The organism is Pseudomonas sp. RHF3.3-3 (genome assembly GCF_048069595.1).
In the GTDB taxonomy this organism is placed as follows: domain Bacteria; phylum Pseudomonadota; class Gammaproteobacteria; order Pseudomonadales; family Pseudomonadaceae; genus Aquipseudomonas; species Aquipseudomonas fuscovaginae_B.
In genome coordinates, this window is record NZ_CP182250.1 from 5,965,033 (window position 1) to 5,983,899 (window position 18,867).

General features: G+C 65.0%; 15 protein-coding genes. 6 read left to right on the forward strand and 9 right to left on the reverse strand.

Features of this window, described 5'->3' with window-relative positions:
• Positions 1-161 precede the first annotated feature (161 nt).
• Positions 162-2,555, forward strand: coding sequence for a glucose/quinate/shikimate family membrane-bound PQQ-dependent dehydrogenase (locus ACMGT0_RS26180; protein WP_416773551.1), 2,394 nt, complete (start codon positions 162-164; stop codon positions 2,553-2,555).
• Between the two features lie 56 nt (positions 2,556-2,611).
• Here ACMGT0_RS26180 and ACMGT0_RS26185 read toward each other — a convergent pair whose 3' ends face one another.
• The 4 genes from ACMGT0_RS26185 to ACMGT0_RS26200 are packed head-to-tail and all read right to left on the reverse strand — an operon-like array spanning position 2,612 to position 6,936.
• On the reverse strand, positions 2,612-3,034 hold the full coding sequence (locus tag ACMGT0_RS26185) for a group I truncated hemoglobin (RefSeq protein WP_054061688.1): 423 nt from the start codon (positions 3,032-3,034) through the stop codon (positions 2,612-2,614).
• Positions 3,034-3,900 carry a DUF3034 family protein gene (locus ACMGT0_RS26190; protein ID WP_054057425.1) on the reverse strand — a complete coding sequence of 289 codons (867 nt, stop codon included), beginning with the start codon at positions 3,898-3,900 and terminating at the stop codon, positions 3,034-3,036. The genes ACMGT0_RS26185 and ACMGT0_RS26190 overlap by 1 nt, the downstream gene beginning before the upstream one ends.
• A gap of 5 nt (positions 3,901-3,905) precedes the next feature.
• Complete coding sequence (locus tag ACMGT0_RS26195) at positions 3,906-6,263, reverse strand: putative bifunctional diguanylate cyclase/phosphodiesterase (RefSeq protein ID WP_054057424.1); 2,358 nt, start codon at positions 6,261-6,263, stop codon at positions 3,906-3,908.
• Positions 6,247-6,936, reverse strand: coding sequence for a methylamine utilization protein (locus ACMGT0_RS26200; protein WP_054057423.1), 690 nt, complete (start codon positions 6,934-6,936; stop codon positions 6,247-6,249). The genes ACMGT0_RS26195 and ACMGT0_RS26200 overlap by 17 nt, the downstream gene beginning before the upstream one ends.
• A 296-nt stretch (positions 6,937-7,232) precedes the next feature.
• Here ACMGT0_RS26200 and lon point away from each other — a divergent pair, with 296 nt between their 5' ends.
• From lon to cmoB, 5 genes are all read left to right on the forward strand, one after another.
• Positions 7,233-9,668 carry an endopeptidase La gene (gene lon / locus ACMGT0_RS26205; protein WP_054057422.1) on the forward strand — a complete coding sequence of 812 codons (2,436 nt, stop codon included), beginning with the start codon at positions 7,233-7,235 and terminating at the stop codon, positions 9,666-9,668.
• Between the two features lie 234 nt (positions 9,669-9,902).
• Complete coding sequence (locus ACMGT0_RS26210) at positions 9,903-10,295, forward strand: protease inhibitor I42 family protein (RefSeq protein WP_054057421.1); 393 nt, start codon at positions 9,903-9,905, stop codon at positions 10,293-10,295.
• 1 nt (position 10,296) lies between these two features.
• Positions 10,297-10,953 (forward strand): lysoplasmalogenase, encoded by a 657-nt coding sequence (locus ACMGT0_RS26215; RefSeq protein ID WP_416770424.1) that lies wholly within the window; start codon positions 10,297-10,299, stop codon positions 10,951-10,953.
• 101 nt (positions 10,954-11,054) lie between these two features.
• Positions 11,055-11,798, forward strand: coding sequence for a carboxy-S-adenosyl-L-methionine synthase CmoA (cmoA, locus tag ACMGT0_RS26220; protein WP_054057419.1), 744 nt, complete (start codon positions 11,055-11,057; stop codon positions 11,796-11,798).
• On the forward strand, positions 11,795-12,751 hold the full coding sequence (gene cmoB, locus ACMGT0_RS26225; RefSeq protein ID WP_416770426.1) for a tRNA 5-methoxyuridine(34)/uridine 5-oxyacetic acid(34) synthase CmoB: 957 nt from the start codon (positions 11,795-11,797) through the stop codon (positions 12,749-12,751). The genes cmoA and cmoB overlap by 4 nt, the downstream gene beginning before the upstream one ends.
• 6 nt (positions 12,752-12,757) lie before the next feature.
• On the opposite strand, the gene tadA is transcribed toward cmoB, so the two are convergent.
• The 5 genes from tadA to ACMGT0_RS26250 form a co-directional block, all read right to left on the reverse strand.
• Complete coding sequence (tadA, locus tag ACMGT0_RS26230) at positions 12,758-13,249, reverse strand: tRNA adenosine(34) deaminase TadA (protein ID WP_054057417.1); 492 nt, start codon at positions 13,247-13,249, stop codon at positions 12,758-12,760.
• Entirely contained in the window at positions 13,249-14,625 is a 1,377-nt protein-coding gene (locus ACMGT0_RS26235) for a multicopper oxidase family protein (protein WP_054057416.1), read from the reverse strand. The genes tadA and ACMGT0_RS26235 overlap by 1 nt, the downstream gene beginning before the upstream one ends.
• Before the next feature lie 105 nt (positions 14,626-14,730).
• A complete protein-coding gene (locus ACMGT0_RS26240) occupies positions 14,731-15,033 on the reverse strand; it encodes a PTS transporter subunit EIIB (RefSeq protein ID WP_054057415.1) in 303 nt (100 codons plus the stop codon).
• Between the two features lie 2 nt (positions 15,034-15,035).
• A complete protein-coding gene (gene ptsP, locus ACMGT0_RS26245) occupies positions 15,036-17,576 on the reverse strand; it encodes a phosphoenolpyruvate--protein phosphotransferase (RefSeq protein WP_416770429.1) in 2,541 nt (846 codons plus the stop codon).
• Positions 17,577-17,637: 61 nt separating this feature from the next.
• On the reverse strand, positions 17,638-18,858 hold the full coding sequence (locus tag ACMGT0_RS26250; RefSeq protein WP_054057413.1) for a maltoporin: 1,221 nt from the start codon (positions 18,856-18,858) through the stop codon (positions 17,638-17,640).
• Positions 18,859-18,867 lie beyond the last annotated feature (9 nt).

Genomic DNA, 18,867 nt, shown 5'->3' on the forward strand with positions numbered 1-18,867 from the left:
TCGGGCAATTTATCTGAACGAAGTCCCCGCCGAATCGTCATCTACAGTGATTACAGCGCGGGATACCTTCAACGTCACGGAGAAACCAAACCATGAGCACTGACCGTGCTTCGAATCGAGGCCGCCTGCTACCGAGCCTGCTCGGTATCGTGCTGCTGTTGATGGGCCTCGCCCTGCTGGCCGGCGGGATCAGGCTGAGCCTGCTGGGTGGCTCGCTGTACTACCTGCTGGCCGGCATCGGCCTGTTGTTGACCGGCGGCCTGTTGCTGGCCGCCCGCCGGGCAGCCCTGGGCCTCTACGCCCTGGTGCTGTTCGCCAGTACCCTGTGGGCCCTGTGGGAAGTCGGCCTGGACTGGTGGCAACTGGTGCCGCGCCTGGCCCTGCTGTTCGCCCTGGGTATTGTCATGCTGCTGCCGTGGTTCCGCCGGCCATTGCTGCACAGCGGTGCCGCACCGATGGGTACCGGCGCGCTGGGCGTGGCCGTGGTGCTGGCCGGCGCCACCGCCGTCGCCAGCCAATTCACCAACCCGGGTGAAATCAAGGGCCAGCTCGATCGCGACAGCGTCCCTGGCATGAGCAACACCGCACCGGCCACGGCCGATGGCGACTGGGATTCCTATGGCCGCAGCGCCCATGGCGATCGCTACTCGCCGCTGGCGCAGATCACCCCGCAGAACGCGCACAAGCTGGTACCGGCCTGGACCTTCCGCACCGGCGACATTCCAGGGCCGAACGATCCCGGCGAAACCACGGCGGAAAACACCCCGCTGAAGGTCAACGGCATGCTCTACGTGTGCACGCCCCACAGCCAGGTGATCGCCCTCGACCCGGATACCGGCAAGGAAATCTGGCGCTTCGATCCGAAACTTTCCACGCAGAAGGCGGCGAACTTCAAGGGCTGGGCCCACATGACCTGCCGTGGCGTGGCCTATCACGATGAAAACGCCTACATCGCCAATACCGCGCCGTCCACAACCGACGCGTCCGCCACCGCGTCGCTGGCGGCCGACAACGCGCCAAGCGGCCGCCTGGTCGCCACCGGCCAGGAAAACCAGTGCCCACGGCGGATCTTCCTGCCCACCGCCGATACCCGCCTGATCGCCCTGAACGCCGACACCGGCAAGATGTGCGAAGACTTCGGCGACAAGGGCCAGATCGACCTCGGCGCCAACATCGGCACCTTCGCCCCCGGTGGCTACTACTCCACCTCGCCGCCGGCGGTCACCCGCAACCTGGTGGTGATCGGCGGCCACGTCACCGACAACGTCTCCACCGACGAACCCAGCGGCGTGATCCGCGCCTTCGACGTGCGCACCGGCAAGCTGGTGTGGAACTGGGACAGCGGCAACCCGGACGACACCACCCCGATCGCCCCGGGCAAGACCTACACCCGCAACTCGCCGAACATGTGGTCGATGTTCGCCGTCGATGAAAAACTCGGCATGCTCTACCTGCCGATGGGCAACCAGACACCGGATCAGTTCGGTGGCGCCCGCACCCCCGATTCGGAGAAATACGCCGCCGGCCTGACCGCACTGGATATCGACACCGGACATGTGCGCTGGACCTACCAGTTCACCCACCACGACCTGTGGGACATGGACGTCGGCGGCCAGCCGACCCTGATGGACCTCAAGACCGCCGACGGCGTCAAGCAGGCCGTGCTGGCTTCGACCAAGCAGGGCAGCATCTACGTGCTCGACCGCAGCAACGGCCAGCCGATCGTGCCGATCAACGAGATCCCGGTACCACAGGGCGCAGTCGCCGGCGACCACACCTCGCCGACCCAGCCCAAGTCCGACCTCAACTTCATGCCGCCGCCCCTGAAAGAGCGCGACATGTGGGGCGTGACACCGTTCGACCAGATGCTCTGCCGGATCGACTTCAAGTCGCTGCGCTACGAGGGCCCGTTCACCCCGCCATCGCTGCAGGGCTCGATCGTCTACCCGGGCAACTTCGGCGTGTTCGACTGGGGCGGCATTTCGGTCGACCCGGTGCGCCAGATCGCCTTCGTCAACCCGAGCTACATGGCCTTCCGCTCCAAGCTGATTCCGGCGGCGGAGATCGCCTCCCAGGGCCCCCGCAAGAGCGAAACCGAAGGCGTGCAGCCGAACAAGGGCGCGCCATACGGGGTGATCCTCGAAGCCCTGCTGTCGCCAATGGGCCTGCCCTGCCAGGCACCGGCCTGGGGTTATGTGGCAGCGGTCGACCTGACCACCCACAAGACGCTCTGGATGCACAAGAACGGTACCGTGCGTGACAGCTCGCCGGTGCCGATCCCCCTGAGCATGGGCGTGCCGAGCCTGGGCGGGACCTTCACCACCGCCGGTGGCGTGGCCTTCCTCAGCGGTACCCTGGACCAGTACCTGCGCGCCTACGATGTGAAGAACGGCAAGCAACTGTGGGAAGGCCGCCTGCCAGCGGGCGCCCAGACCACGCCGATGACCTACACCGGCAAGGACGGCAAGCAGTACGTACTGGTGATGGCCGGCGGGCATGGCTCGCTGGGCACCCGCCAGGGTGATTACGTGCTAGCGTACAAGCTGTCCGAGTAACGTGCGGCAGACATGAAAAAGGCGGCCTCTCAAGGGCCGCCTTTCTTCCGTGACACCTAGTGTTCGATCACCTCGCCGCGCATCGGCGCCAGCCGGGCGATCAGGCGGTTCTGTACCCGCACCGGTATCCCCTGCTCATCCATCGCCGCGATCAGGTCCTCGACCAGCGCATTGAAATCGCTGCGGCTGACATTCTGGCCCTTGTGGCTCTCGGCCATGGTATCGCCGGTGTAGACACAGGGCCCGCCCGCCTCGACGCAGAACTGTTCGACCAGCTTGTTGCGCAGGCGCACGATGTCGATCTTGCGGAAGCGCTCGGCAATCCGCGGGTCGTGGGCGATCTTCAGCAGCATGCCCTCGACGATCCGGGTGATCCCGGCACGCTCGCCGAGGTCGCGGTAGAGGCTGTCATCCCTGGGCGGCTGCTGGGCACAACCGGCCAGCAGGACAGCAACCAGCAGCAGTTTCAAACCCCGCATCAGAAACTCCCCTGTACGGACAGATAAGTGCCGTTCTGGTTATCCAGTGTGGCGATTTCTCCCAGCCGGGCGTAGGCCAGGACGAAGGACAGGTGTTTGTTGGGGAAATAGCCGATGAATACGTCGGCCCAGTCGCTTTCACCAGCGAAGGACAGGTTGTCCGGCTTTTCCCGGTACTCCACGCCCACGGCCCAGCGCGGGTTGAACAGTACCGCCACGGAGCCTTCCTTGAGCACGCTGCGGGTATCGCGACGATCGCCGCCGAAGCCCATCAGCCCCAGCTCATTGGCCCGGCTGTAGCGTACACCGCCGTTGACCAGCAGGTTGTAGCCGAAGGCCGCGCCGATGAACAGCCGGCTGGCGGCCAGGTAGCCCTCGACGTCCTGGTCACGCTTGGCGCCGACCAGTTCGGGAATGTCGAAGTTGGTCTGGTGCTTGTACTCCAGGCCCAGGGACACCTGCGGCAGGGTGTCGTAGATCAGGTCGCCGAACAGCCGGACCTTGAGCCCGACGATATCCTGGCCGAGATGATCTTCCGGCAGGTTGAGCTTGTGCACCAGCGAGCCCAGGTCGAAGCGCTGACGGGCCAGGGACAGCTCCACGCGGTTGTCATAGGAGGCTGCCAGCCCGACTACGTCGAGCCGATAGTCCGGGACGTTGACGGTGGTGGCGAACGCGGTGGCGCCCCATTCGTTCTTTTCGCCATAGCCGGTCAGCACCGCCCACGGCGTGATGCCTCCGCCCGCCGCGCCCTCCAGGCTGCTGGCACCGCCTGTGGCGATCAGGCGGCCGTTATCGGCCTCGGCGGCATTGATTCCCAGGCCCAGCAGGCCCAGCAGGCACAACAGGGAATAACGACGTTTCATAGCAGTCAGTGGACCATGGCAGAGGGTGAATTCAAGGGTTTTGCGACCCAGGCCTCGAACGCCGCCGCACTCAGCGGACGACTGATCAGGTAACCCTGGGCGGTATCGCAATGCCAACGCTCCAGTAGGCGCAGGCTGTGTTCGTACTCCACCCCTTCGGCCACCACCTTCAAGCCCAGGTTGTGGCTCATTTCAATGGTCGAACGCACGATCACCGCGTCCTCGCTGGTTTCGTCCAGGTTGCGGACGAAGGACTGGTCGATCTTCAACTCCTGCACCGGCAGGCGCTTGAGGTGTGCCAGCGAAGAGTAGCCGGTACCGAAATCGTCCACCGACAGGCTGATGCCACAGGCACGCAGGCGTTGCAGGACCTGCAGGGCCTGTTCCGGCTCGCGCATCACCGCACTTTCGGTGATCTCGAAGATCAGTTGTTCGGCGGGCAGGCGATGCACCTCGAGCAGCGCCGAAACCCGGTCGGGCAGGTCGCCGATCAACAAGTCATCGGCGGAGATGTTCAGGGACAGTTGCAGGTGCAGGCCCCGCTGGTTCCACTCGGAGAGCTGGCGCATGCCCTCCTCGATCACCCAGCGGGTGAGGATCTGGATGCTGCCAGTACGTTCGGCGAGGGTGATGAATTCTCCCGGCGACACCATGCCGAACTGCGGATGCTGCCAGCGCAGCAGGGCTTCGGCCTGGCGCACCTGGCCCTGGCGGATATCCAGCTTGGGCTGGTAGTGCAGCAGCAGTTCACCGTTGGCGGCGGCATGGCGCAAGTCGCGGATCAGGGCGATCTGCCGGCGATGGGCCAGGTCGCGGCCCTCTTCGTAGATCTGCAGGCGGCCGGGCATCTGCGCGGCGTCCTGCATGGCGATGGCGGCACGCTCGAGCAGTTCCTCCGCCTCCTGGCCATCGTTCGGGAACGCCGCAATCCCCATCCGGCAATCCAGCGCCACGTCGTGATCGTTGATCCGCTGGGGCTTGAGCAGCAATTGCTGGATCTGGTCGGCAACCGCCACCGCGCCCTCGCTGCCGGTGCCCTGCAGCAGCAGGAGAAATTCCCCGGCAATCAGGTGGGCAACCGTGTCGCCCGCGCGCAGGGCCGACTTCAGGCGCTTGCCAACGCTCTGCAACACCTGGTCGACCGCGCCGGGTCCTCCGGTCTCGTTGACGGTACGCAGGTTGTCGATACCCAGGTAGACCAGCGCCACCGGGCGGGCGGCGTCTATCGTGCTGCTCAGCCGCTCCATCGCCAGTGCGCGGTTGGGCAGGCCGGTGAGCAGGTCGTGCAGGGCATTGTGTGCCAACTGCTGTTCGCGCTCGGCGATGGCACCCTGCATGGTATTGAACATCCTGGCGAGCAGACCCAGTTCATCACTGCGCCGCAACCTGACCGGCGTCTCGTAGTCGCCCTTGCCGATGCGCTCGGCGGCCTGGGCCAGAGAACGCACCGGCTGCGAGACGCTACGCGCCAGCAGCAGGGCCCCGACCAGCGAAGCCAGCAGCGCGACCAGCGCGATCAGCAGGATCTTTTCGTCCAGCGGCGCGAAGGCCTGCATCGCCACATCCAGGGGGCTCTGCAACAGGGCGATGACCTGGCTGTCATTGTTGTCGCTGGTGCTGGCCAGTCTCAGCGACTGGCTGAGGAAGTTCTGGCTGAGGTGCTCGGTCATCTGCGTGTCATGCCCACCGGACGCTTCGAGCATCAACCGGGTGATGCTCGGTGCCAGTGCTGCCGGCTGGGTGCTGACCAGTTCGCCGACCTGCTGCCGATCGACGCTGAGGAACGACACCTCGAGGTTGGTCAGCGAACGCAGTTGCGAGGCAAAGGCGTTGTCCATGGAAAAGCCCATCACCACCCGGGCGATCGGCAGCGGCGCCAGCACCTGCGCCTCGACCAGCAGGTGCGGCTTGCCCTGCAGCGGCACGATCAGGGCCGATTGCCGGTTGCGCCGGGCCTCGCGCAGTGCCTGGTCGAAACGGAATGGCGTACCGTCGGGCGTATCGGCCAGGGTGCTGGCCATGACCGTGCCATCCATGCTCAACAGGATCATGTCGTTGGCATTGATACGCTTGCCGTGGTTGATCAGCACCGAACGGATGGTCGCCGAGTCGCCGCTGGAGACCGCATCGCGAAAGCCGAAATCCGCCGCCAGCAGTTGCACGCCATCACCCAGGCGCCGGCTCTGCACGTCCAGCAGACGCTCGAAAACCCGCGTACCGACCTCCAGCTGCGCACGCGCCTGGCGCTGCACCGCTTCGTTGGTCGCCACCTTGACGCTGAAGTACAAGGCACCGATCACCACCAGCAACAGCAGGGTCAGTACAACGGCGATCCGCGCCTGAAAACTACTGCGCAGGTTCACTGAGAGCTTTATTGAAGGCATCACCAAAGGCACTCGATGCTGGCGCCGACGGAGCATCCGACGACAGCGGTTGAATCGTCAGGCTGAAGCGTTGCTTCAACCCCGTGGCCGGCACATCGATTTCGCCGCCCGCCTGCGGCTGCATGTCCGCGACCTGCGGGTGCCAGAGCGTGACGCGATAATGGCCGGCGGGCAGCTTGTCGAAAGCGATCCGGCCGTTGTCGTTGCTGGTCGCGAACCAGGGATCGTCGGTGACGTAGATGTAGCCGAGCATCCAGTCGTGGATATTGCAGCCCAGCACGACCACACCCGGCTTGTCGAACAACACCGGATCCGACGGTGTACCCTCGTAGAGGCGCAGTTCAAAGCGCTTGGGTTGCGAAAAGGAATAGACCTGATGGCGGATATTGTCGCTGTTGGGAAACTTGACCTGGGTCCCGGTATGCACCGCCAGCACGTGGGGTACGTACTCTTTGTTACGCTGGTCCATGTCGGCCTTCAGGCTGATGGCGGCAGGTGCGGCGCCACCCTGCAGGGTCAGCACCGCCCCCACCAGCGGCTTGCCCTGTTGGTCGACCAGATCGGCCTGCAGGCCGGCGGCATGGCTCGGGCCACTGGCGAGCAATCCAGCAACACACAGAAACAATCCAGGCAATGAAATGGGGCGGGCCATACAACAACTACTCACTGGTTCATTAAAAAGATGGCCTGCCCTGGCGCAAAGGGATCAGCAAGTGCAGATTACCGAGGCTCGGGCAGAAGATCACGCAAGAAATGAGGCGTTTTGCCACTATCTTGAGCCAGCCGACGAACGACTCATGCCCCTTAAAACCTCTACACGAAGATGAAAGATGTACAGGTTCATGCCCGGGCTATCGGCCGGTTTGACCAAAGCTATAGCAGCGGACCATTGAAACCGCCACCGGCTCGCCCCATCTAACCTGCATACTCAACTGTGCAGGTGCCCCAATGAGCAACCAGCAAGAATTCCCCGATCACCCGACCCAACAGACCAACGCCGAAGATCGTCACGACGCCGGCCAGGACAATCGCGAATCATCCGGCACCAGCCTGGCGCTGCCCGGGCAGAACCTGCCGGACACGGTCTACATCATCCCGATCCACAATCGCCCGTTCTTCCCGGCACAGGTCCTGCCGGTCATCGTCAATGAAGAACCCTGGGCCGAGACCCTGGAACTGGTGAGCAAGTCCGATCACCATTCCCTGGCCCTGTTCTTCGTCGATACCCCGACCGAAGATACCCGCCACTTCGACACCAAGAGCCTGCCGGAGTACGGCACCCTGGTGAAGGTCCACCACGCCAGTCGCGAGAGCGGCAAGCTGCAGTTCGTGGCCCAGGGCCTGACCCGCGTGCGCATCCGCACCTGGCTCAAGCACCACCGTCCACCCTACCTGGTGGAACTCGAATACCCGCACCAGCCGAGCGAGCCGACCGACGAAGTGAAGGCCTACGGCATGGCCCTGATCAATGCGATCAAGGAACTGCTGCCGCTCAACCCGCTGTACAGCGAAGAGCTGAAGAACTACCTCAACCGCTTCAGCCCCAACGATCCATCGCCGCTGACCGACTTCGCCGCCGCCCTGACCTCGGCCACCGGCAATGAGCTGCAGGAAGTGCTCGATTGCGTGCCGATGCTCAAGCGCATGGAAAAAGTGCTGCCGATGCTGCGCAAGGAAGTCGAGGTCGCCCGCCTGCAGAAAGAGATCTCCGCCGAGGTGAACCGCAAGATCGGCGAACACCAGCGCGAGTTCTTCCTCAAGGAACAGCTCAAGGTCATCCAGCAGGAGCTGGGCCTGACCAAGGACGACCGCAGCGCCGATATCGAGCAGTTCGAGCAGCGCCTGGAAGGCAAGGTCCTGCCGGCCCATGCGCAAAAGCGCATCACCGAGGAAATGGGCAAGCTGGCGATCCTCGAGACCGGTTCGCCGGAATACGCCGTCACCCGCAACTACCTGGAATGGGCCACCGCGGTACCCTGGGGCGTGTACGGCGAGGACAAGCTCGACCTCAAGCACGCGCGCAAGGTGCTGGACCAGCACCACGCCGGCCTCGATGACATCAAGGCGCGGATTCTCGAATTCCTCGCCGTCGGCGCCTACAAGGGCGAGATCAGCGGCTCGATCGTGCTGCTGGTGGGCCCGCCAGGCGTGGGCAAAACCAGCATCGGCAAGTCCATCGCCGAATCCCTCGGCCGGCCGTTCTACCGTTTCAGCGTCGGCGGCATGCGCGACGAGGCCGAAATCAAGGGGCATCGGCGCACCTACATCGGCGCCCAGCCGGGCAAGCTGGTGCAGGCGCTGAAAGACGTCGAGGTGATGAACCCGGTGATCATGCTCGACGAGATCGACAAGATGGGCCAGAGCTACCAGGGCGACCCGGCTTCGGCGCTGCTGGAGACCCTCGACCCCGAGCAGAACGTCGACTTCCTCGACCATTACCTGGACCTGCGCCTGGACCTGTCGAAAGTGCTGTTCGTCTGCACCGCCAACACCCTGGACTCGATCCCCGGACCGCTGCTGGACCGCATGGAAGTGATTCGCCTGTCGGGCTACATCACCGAGGAAAAACTGGCGATCGCCAAGCGTCACCTGTGGCCCAAGCAGTTGGAAAAGGCCGGTGTGGCGAAAACCAGCCTGTCGATCAGCGACAGCGCCCTGCGCACCGTGATCGACGGGTATGCCCGCGAGTCCGGCGTGCGCCAGCTGGAGAAGCAGTTGGGCAAGCTGGTGCGCAAGGCGGTGGTCAAGCTGCTGGATGCACCGGACAGCGTTATCAAGATCGGCCCCAAGGACCTCGAAGCCTCGCTGGGCATGCCGGTATTCCGCAACGAGCAGGTGCTCAGCGGCGTCGGCGTGATCACCGGGCTGGCCTGGACCAGCATGGGCGGCGCCACCCTGCCGATCGAGGCCACACGCATCCACACCCTCAACCGCGGCTTCAAGCTGACCGGGCAGTTGGGTGACGTCATGAAGGAGTCGGCGGAAATCGCCTACAGCTATGTCGGTTCGCACCTCAAGCAGTTCGGCGGCGACCCGCGATTCTTCGACGAGGCCTTCGTCCACCTGCACGTACCGGAAGGCGCCACCCCCAAGGACGGTCCGAGTGCCGGGGTGACCATGGCCAGCGCCCTGCTGTCACTGGCCCGCAACCAGCCGCCGAAGAAGGGCGTGGCCATGACCGGCGAGCTGACCCTGACCGGGCATGTGCTGCCCATTGGTGGGGTCCGCGAGAAGGTGATCGCGGCACGCCGGCAGAAGATCCATGAACTGATCCTGCCGGACGCCAACCGCGGCCACTTCGAGGAACTGCCGGACTACCTCAAGGAAGGCATGACCGTGCACTTCGCCAAGCGTTTTGCCGATGTGGCGAAAGTGCTTTTCTGACCATTGCGTCACGGGAGCGGTCGCTGAGCGCCCCCACGCTGGAGCGTGGGAGCACTCAAAAATGCCAATACCTCAGCGCTCCCTGATCGTTCCCACACTCCGCGTGGGAATGCCTCCCTTGACGCTCCTCGTCCCCCCATGCGCCCCGACCCGCCAGGACAGCTTCGATCCCGCCCAGCGCATCGGCCGCATCTTGGGTTATGCTCCAGCATCGCTGTAATGATTGGAGACACTATGACCCCGACTCGTCTGTTGCTTCCGTTAAGCCTTGTGCTACTCGCTGCCTGTGCGCAGCAACCGCGCCAGAACGTGACCGTGGAAAACCAGCGTGACTGTCCGATGCAGCTCAAGAACGGGCAGAACATGATCCTCAGCCTGCCGAGCAACCCCACCACGGGCTATCGCTGGGCCATCCAGGATTCCGCCGGCGGCGTGCTGAAAAGCCTTGGCCCGGAGGTCTACCACAACCCGGAAAACAGCGATGTGATCGGCGCCGCCGGCCAGTCGACCTGGCGCTTCCAGGCCTTCGCCACCGGCACCGGCCGCCTGCGCCTGACCTACCAGCAGCCCTGGGAACCGGAAGTCCCGCCGGTACAGAGCTTCGACTGCCCGATCGTGGTGAACTGACATGCCCTGGCTGATTCTCGCCCTGATGGGCGCCGTCGCGTTCCTGTATGGGCTGAGTATCGACTCGCCATTGATCTGCCTGCTGACCAAACCCCTGCCGGTGCTGGCCCTGCTCGGCTGGCTGCATGACGCACCGGGGGGCGAATATCGCCGCTGGCTGGCCCTGGGCCTGGTGTTCTCGCTGCTCGGCGACATCCTGCTGGCCTGGCCGGGCGATCTGTTCGTGTTCGGCCTGGGCGCCTTCCTGGTCGCCCACCTGTGCTATCTCAAGGCCTACCTCGGCGACTGCCGGCGCCTGGCGCCGGTCCAGCTGATCGTGGCCCTGCTCATCGGCACCGCGCTGTTGGGCGTGCTGATGTCCAAGGGGCTGGGCAACCTGCTGGTGCCGGTGAGTGTGTATGCCCTGGCCATCAGTTGCATGCTCTGGCGAGCCCTCGCACGGCTGGGTAGCGACGTGCCGCAACGCTCGGCGCGACTGGCTGCCGGTGGCGCGCTGGTGTTCGCCTTCTCCGACAGCCTGATCGGCATCGACCGCTTCGTGGTCAAGTTCGCCGCCGCGCCTTACCTGATCATCATTGCCTACTGGATCGGCCAATGGGGTATTGCCGCCTCGGCGTTCTCGCAAAAGGCCAACAGGCAGGAGCCGGGCTTCGCCTGAAGCCCGCGCCAACGCCTCAGGCGCTTTATCCGACAAACCGCGCATCCCGGCGCCAACTTGGCTAAAATGCCGACCCTTTTTCGATTGTCGCCGGAACCGCCGTGAGCAAAGAACCTGATCGCCTTTTCGCCCAGCCCCTGGCCCAGGTGCCGGACTTCGCCTTCAACGAAGATGTGGTACGGGTGTTCCCGGACATGATCAAGCGCTCGGTTCCCGGTTACCCGACCATCGTCGAGAACCTCGGCGTGCTCGCCGCCCAGTTCGCCCAGCCGGGCAGCGTGCTCTACGACCTGGGCAGTTCCCTCGGGGCGGTAACCCAGGCGTTGCGCCGGCACGTGCGCAGCGACGGCTGCCGGGTGATCGCGGTGGACAACTCCACGGCGATGGTCGAACGTTGCCGCGAATACCTCAACGCCCAGGACTCGATGTTCCAGGAGTTGCTGCCGGTGGAGGTGATCGAAGGCGATATCCTCGCCCTGGACTTCCGCCCGGCCTCGGTGGTGGCGCTGAACTTCACCCTGCAATTCATCGCCCCGGATCAGCGCCTGGCCCTGCTCGGACGCATTCGCCAGGCCCTGTTGCCCGGCGGAGCGCTGATCCTGTCGGAGAAATTGCGTTTCAACGACCCCGAGGAGCATGCGCTGCTCACCGACCTGCATATCGCCTTCAAGCGCGCCAATGGCTACAGCGAACTGGAAATCGCCCAGAAACGCAGCGCCATCGAAAACGTGATGAAACCCGACAGCCTCGAGGAACACCGCGAACGCCTGCTGGCGGCGGGTTTCTCGAAAGTCGTGCCCTGGTTCCAATGCCTTAACTTTGCCTCGTTGATTGCCCTGCCATGATCGATCTGTCACCCCTCGCCCGCCGCCTGGCGCGTACTCCCCTGGCCGAATGGGCCAACAGCCTGCAGGCCCAGCTCGATACCCGGCTGGAGAAAGGTCATGGCGACCTTGAGCGCTGGCAGGGGGCGCTCGACGCCTTGCCAGCACTGGAACCGACGACGATCGACCTGCTCGGCGGCCTGACCCTGGACAGCGACTGCGACGACGCGACCCGCGCCCAGGTGCGCAGCGCACTGATGGGCCTGAGTCCGTGGCGCAAGGGACCATTCGAGCTGTTCGGCGTGCATGTCGATACCGAATGGCGTTCGGACTGGAAATGGTCGCGAGTCGCCCCGCACCTGGACCTCAAGGGCAAACGCATCCTCGATGTCGGTTGCGGCAACGGCTACTACATGTGGCGCATGCTCGGTGCCGGCGCCGACACGGTGATCGGCGTCGACCCGAACTGGCTGTTCTTCTGCCAGTTCCAGGCCGTGCAACGTTACCTGGCGCAGGATGCGGCCTGGCACCTGCCGTTCCCGTTCGAGGACCTGCCGGCGAACCTGGAAGGCTTCGACACGGTATTTTCCATGGGCGTGTTCTACCACCGGCGTTCGCCCATCGAGCATCTGCTGGCGCTGAAGGACTGCCTGGTCAAGGGTGGTGAACTGGTGCTGGAGACGCTGGTGGTCGACGGTGACGTGAACCAGGTACTGGTGCCCGAGGACCGCTACGCCCAGATGCGCAACGTCTGGTTCCTGCCGTCGGTGCCAGCGCTGGAACGCTGGTTGCGGCGGGCCGGCTTCAGCGACGTGCGCTGCGTGGATGTCAGCACCACCAGCGTCGAGGAACAGCGCGCAACCGAATGGATGAAGTACCAGTCCCTGAGCGACTTCCTCGACCCGAGCGACCACAGCAGAACCATCGAAGGCTTGCCGGCGCCGATGCGCGCGGTGATCGTCGCGCGCAAGTAACCGCCATCAGGCCTTGCTGCGGCGGGCCTTGAAGAACTCGCTGAGGATCGTGCCGCACTCCTCGGCGAGCACCCCACCTTCGAACAGCACCCGGTGGTTGAGAAAGCCCTGGGTGAAGAACTGCCCCTGGCTCTGCACCACACCGGCCTTGGGCTCCAGGGCACCGTAGACCACCCGCGCGATCCGCGAATGGACGATCAGCCCGGCGCACATGCTGCACGGTTCCAGGGTCACGTAGAGGGTGCTGCCCGGCAGCCGGTAGTTGCTCACCGCCTGGGCCGCCGCGCGGATGGCGACCATCTCGGCATGGGCACTCGGATCGCTGCCGCTGATCGGGCAGTTGAAGCCCCGCCCGATGATCTCGCCGTTCTGGACCAGCACCGCCCCCACCGGCACCTCGCCCAGGGCCGCGCCCTCGGCCGCCAGCGCCAACGCTTCACGCATGAAATCCTGGTCGCGGCTGCGATCGATGATCGCAGCCGGGCGAATCTGCCGCATCACGCCACCTCGATGGCGGCCATCAGGCCGGTTTCCATGTGGTCGATCACATGGCAGTGGAACATCCACACCCCCGGGTTATCCGCCACAAGCGCCACCCGCGCGCGCTCGTTCTTGCCCAGCAGGTAGGTGTCGGTGAAGTACGGAACGATGGTCTTGCGGTTCGAGGCAAGCACCTTGAAGCTCATGCCGTGCAAGTGGATCGGGTGCTGGTACTGGGTCATGTTCTTCAATTCGAAAATGTAGCTCTTGCCCTTCTCCAGCCTGGCGATGGGCCGGTCGGCGCAGGTCTTGTCGGTGATGTCCCAGGCCTTGCCGTTGATCTGCCAGAGGCTGGGCGGCTTGCCATTATCGACGTTCACCGAGACCGAGCCAACCCACTCGAAATTGAAGTTGAGCTTCTCGGCATTGGCCAGGTCCGGCTCGGCAATCGGGTTGGCAGGCAGCGCCGGTGGCCATTGGCTCGGTGCATCGCTGTTGGCCACCGAACGGAAGGTGCCGAGCCGGATCGGGCCGTTGCGCAGGGCCAGCTCCTCACCGGCCGCTGGCGCCTTGATCGCCAGGCAGATACGCATGCCCGGGCCAAGCCAGTATTCCTTGCCCAGCGGCCGTGGCTCGACGGGGTTGCCGTCCAGGGCATAGATCTGCGCCTCGGCATCGGGGATGTTGATGCGGTAGGTCAGGGTGTTGTCGAGATTGAGCAGGCGCACCCGGGTGATCTGCCCGGCCGGCAGCTCGACCACCGCCTGCGACACGCCATTGATCGTCGACAGCCGCCCCGCCGTGCCACCCCGGGCGGCCTCACGGGGAATGCTGAACGGCAGGAAGGCGCCCTCTTCATCGACATGCCAGCTCTTCAGGCTGAGGGTGCGTTCGTAGCGGAACCCGGTGGGCTCGCGCTCCTCGACGATCAGCGGCCCGACCAGCCCGCGCCCCAACTCCTCGCTGCTGCTGACGTGGGGGTGATACCAGTAGCTGCCGGCATCCGGTACGCGGAACTTGTAGTCGAAGTACTCGCCGGGCAGCACCGGCAGTTGCGAAACGTAGGGAACGCCATCCATCTCCAGCGGCAGGCGGATGCCGTGCCAGTGGATGGTGGTCGCCACCGGCAGGTGGTTGATGAAACGCACCCGCAGCCATTCGCCCTGGCGCACCCGCAGTTCGGTGCCCGGCGCCGAGGGGCCGAAGGCCCAGGCCGGAGTCTTGTGTCCCGCCACCAGCTCGACGTCCAGCGGCGCGGCGATCAGTTCGTAGTCATGCCCGGCCTCGGCGTCCGCCATCTTCCCCAGCCAGTAGCGCGACGCACCACCGGCTCCCACACCTACGACCGCCAGGCCGACCAGGCCACCGAGTACTTGTCGACGGGAAAAAGACATGACCCCAACCACCTCACCGAATCAGCCGCAAGCCCACGGCTCGCAAAAGGCGAATACGATACACCCGCAGTTGGGAAACAGTAAGGCCGGGGTGGCAATGAGCCGTCAGTCCAGCCCCACCAACAGATGAAACACACCACCGGGCAAGCTCATCAGCCCCTGGACCCCGGCACTACGCAACGCCGACGGGTCGAGCCGGCCGGCATCGTGCAGCTCGACCCGCAAGCGCGTCAGCGCCACCCGCTGTCGGGATTTGAGATTGGCCGGCCCGCCCAGCGCCGCCAGTAGCGACTCGGCAAGCTCATCCGTCGGCGGTAATGGTCCGCCACCGCTCGCTGAGGCCGTGGTTTCCGGCACCAGATCCGGTGTCAGCGCCTTCCAGAACGCTTGCCTGAATTTCTCGAACATGTTCAGTGCTCCAGTACCGGCGCAGCCGCCGTCGCCTGTTGATGATCACGCAGGATGCCGCGCACCTGCTCGGCGCTTTCCTGCCCAAGAATCCGCTGCGCCAGAACCTGGCATTCAGCCAGGCTGACTTCCCGCACCGCCGCCTTGATCGACGGGATCAACGGCACGCTGACCGACAGTTCATCCACCCCCAACCCCAGCAACACCGGTACCGCCAGCGCCTCGGAAGCCAGCGCGCCACACACACCGACCCACTTGCCATGGGCATGGGCGGCCTTGACGGTACTGGCGATCAGGCGCAGCACCGCCGGGTGCAGGCTGTCGGCCTGGCTCGCCAGTTGCGGATGGTCGCGGTCCATCGCCAGGGTGTACTGGGTCAGGTCGTTGGTGCCGATGGAGAAGAAGTCCACCTCTGGCGCGAACTGGTCGGCCATCAACGCCGCCGAAGGCACCTCGATCATGATCCCCAGCTTGGGCAGCTCGGCAATCCCCAGCGTCCGCGCCTCCTCGACCAGCCATTGCCGGGCTTCCCGCAGCTCGGACAGGCGGGCGACCATCGGCAGCATGATATGCAGCCGCGTCTGCCCGGCGCAGGCGAGGATCGCCCGCAGTTGCTGACGCAGCAGTTCCGGACGCTGCAGACACAGGCGGATGCCGCGTATACCCAGGAACGGATTGGCCTCACTGTCCATCGGTACATAGGCCAGCGGCTTGTCCCCACCCACATCGAGCGTGCGAACCACCAGGTTGCGTTCAGGGCCCAGGGCCCGGGCAATCGCCAGGTAGGTCGCGCCCTGCTCCTCGACGCTCGGCGCGCTGCTGCGCTCCAGGTAGAGGAACTCCGAACGCAACAGACCGACCCCTTCCCCGCCCAGGGCCAGGGACTGCTTCACCTCCTCCAGCGAGGCGACGTTGGCCGTCACCTCGATAGGCTGGCCGTCGCGGGTCAACGCGGCATGGTGGGAGAGCTCGCTGTCCCGCTCGCGGCGTTCGCGCTGCTGCTCGCGCTTGACCAGCAATTGCCGGACATCCGCATCTGCGGGCTCGAGATGCAACTGTCCGAGGTCGGCATCGAGCAGCACCGGAGTGCCGTTGGCGACCTCCAGTACCTGCACCGGCAGGCCACACAACGCCGGCAGGCCAAGAGCCCGGGCGAGGATCGCGACATGGCTGGTGGCACCGCCACCGACCGTGGCGAAACCCATGACCCGCCGGGTATCCAGGCTGGCCGTCTGCGATGGCGTGAGCTGGTCGGCAATCAGGATCGCCTCGTCCGGCAGTGGCGCTGCACGCTCTTCAACGCCCAGGATCAGCCGGAGCACGCGCTGGCCGACATCCGTCAGGTCCAGGGCACGCTCGGCGAGCAATTCGCTGCCAAGACGCCGGAACAGGGCGGCGGTGTCCTCGGTGGCCGCCCGCCAGGCAAAGGCCGCACTCTTGCCCCGAGCCAGCAGCGCCTGCGCCTGCTGCAGCAGATCCGGGTCTTCCAGCAGCTCCTGATGGGCGCGGAAGATCTCCACCTGGGCGCTGCCGGCGGCGCTGTCCTGCAAGGCCTGCAACTCCCGGGTCGCCTGCAGCAGGGCGGCGTCCAGGCGCGCACGCTCCTGTGCCTCGCCAGTGCCGACCTCCTGGACATTCAGCACCTGCTCGGCCAGTTGCACCACCCGTCCCAGGGCCGCACCCGGCGAGGCGCAAACGCCGCGCAGCAGAGTCATGGTGGATTGCTCCGGGGCCTCGAAGGTTTCCTGCGGTGCCTGGGCGACTCCCGTTTCACCGCAGCCATCGGCAATCAACGCGATCAGGCTGTCGAGGGCCGCCTGGGCGTCCTCACCGATGGCGCTCAGTTGCAGTACATCGCCCTGGACCGTCTGCAAGCCCATGATCGCCACCAGCGACTTGGCATTGGCACTGCTCTGGCGCTTGTGCAACTGGATGCTGGCGGCAAAGCCTTTCGCCGCCTGGGCCAGGACGGCTGCCGGGCGGGCATGCAGGCCGTTGGCATTGGGCAGGGTCAGCGGCCTGGAGAACAGCGCCTCGCCCTCCTGCTCTTCATGCTCAGGCAGCGGCACGCCATTCGACGGGGCCTGCAAGCCCAGGCGCAGCAGCGGCTGGCCGCTGTCGACCAGCGTGTCCGCCAGCACGCTGAAGGGCTCGCCACTGACCACCAGCACCAGCGTCAGCAGGCTGCGGGCATGCAGTGCCAGGTAATCGGCGTCGAACTCGATCAGCGGCTGGCCCGCCTCCACCCGCTCACCCTCGACGACCCATGCGGTGAAGCCCTTGCCCGCCAGGTTCACGGTATCCAGGCCGATATGCATCAGCACCTGCACGCCACGCTCATCGGTGATGCTGATGGCATGTCCGCTGTCCTGGATGTTGCTGACCACTCCGGCCAGGGGGGCGCAGAGCACGCCGGAAGTCGGATCGATACACACACCGTCGCCGATCAGGCGACCGGAGAATACCGGGTCGGGCACCTGGTCCAGCGGCATCAGCACCCCGGACAGCGGAGCCAGCAGTTCCAGGGAAGGAATTGCGCTCATGAGATCACCTTCTGATTGTTGTTCCGTGACGCGCCGACGGGCCCCTGCCCCCGGCATGAAGCTACTTCCACCAGTACTCGACCTGTACGCCGAAGTTGGAACCATGCAGCGCATTGCCGAACGCGCCGCTGTCGGACAGCGCGGAGCCGGCCGCCAACTCGTTGGCCGCCCGTTGTGCCGCCGCGTTCCAACTGGCGTAGGTGTAGTACAGACGAACTTCGGGACGCGCCCAGAAGTCCGGCCCTTTCGGCGACCAGGTCGGCGCGAAGGTGAACTTGCTGAGCTTGCGGGTACCGCCCGGGGCCTCGATCTGGTCATGACCCAGTTCGGTCACCAGCTTGAACTGTTCGGTGAGCGCATAGGCCGGACGCACGCCCAGGGAGATCCAGTTCTGGTCCTGGCCGTCGGGGCGAATATCCTTCTGGTAGACCGCTTCGAACTGGCCGCCGAAGCGCGGGGTCACTTGCCAGTCGAAGAACTCCACCGCCCGGTAGCTCCTGCTGCTGGTATCCAGGCGCGGGTCACCGGTGTAGCCAAGGCCGGTGCCCGGCCCTTCACCGTATTGCAGGGCGAACTTGTTCTTGCCGCCGAGGAAGTTCTTCTGAACATGCTGCGCGGTGATCGCCCAGCCCTGGTGGGTATCGTTGCGCCGCGGTGCATCGATATAGCTGACACCGAACTCCAGCTCGCCATCGGGGTTGACCTTGAAGCCGGCGACGTTGAAATCATGCCGGTTGATGTAGTCCTTCTGGTACAGGTTGTCCTTGCGCGAGAAGGCGTAGCTGTACTTGAGGTCGCCGATCAGCACGTCCTCGATACCGCCGCCGGTAGCGCTCTGGTTCCAGTAGTAGAAGTCGGAGATATGGATGTCGTTACGTTTGTAGTAGCGTCGCCCGGCCCACAGCGAACCACCGTTGAGCGATGGCATTTTCGACCACTGGGCATACATCTGCGGCATCCGCGCCGCGCCGTTCTCGCCGTCGAAGCTGAGGTTGCGGCCATATCGGTTGTACAACGAGGCCATGGCATCGACGCTCAGCACCGAACCGTCGTCAAGGGTCGCCAGGTCCTGGCGCAGTTCCAGTTCGGCATACTGTTCACACTCGTTGCCCAGGCGATACTTGGACGGTGCCCCCGGCAACTGGAAGCAGCTCTGCTTGCCGCCGTTGGTCGAGCCACCGATGCCGCTGCGCAGGTAGCCGGCGAACTCCAGTGCTTCGGCCGGAAACGGCAGGCCGAGGCAGACACAGGACACCAGCAGACCTCTACTTATTGTCTTCATTAACCACTC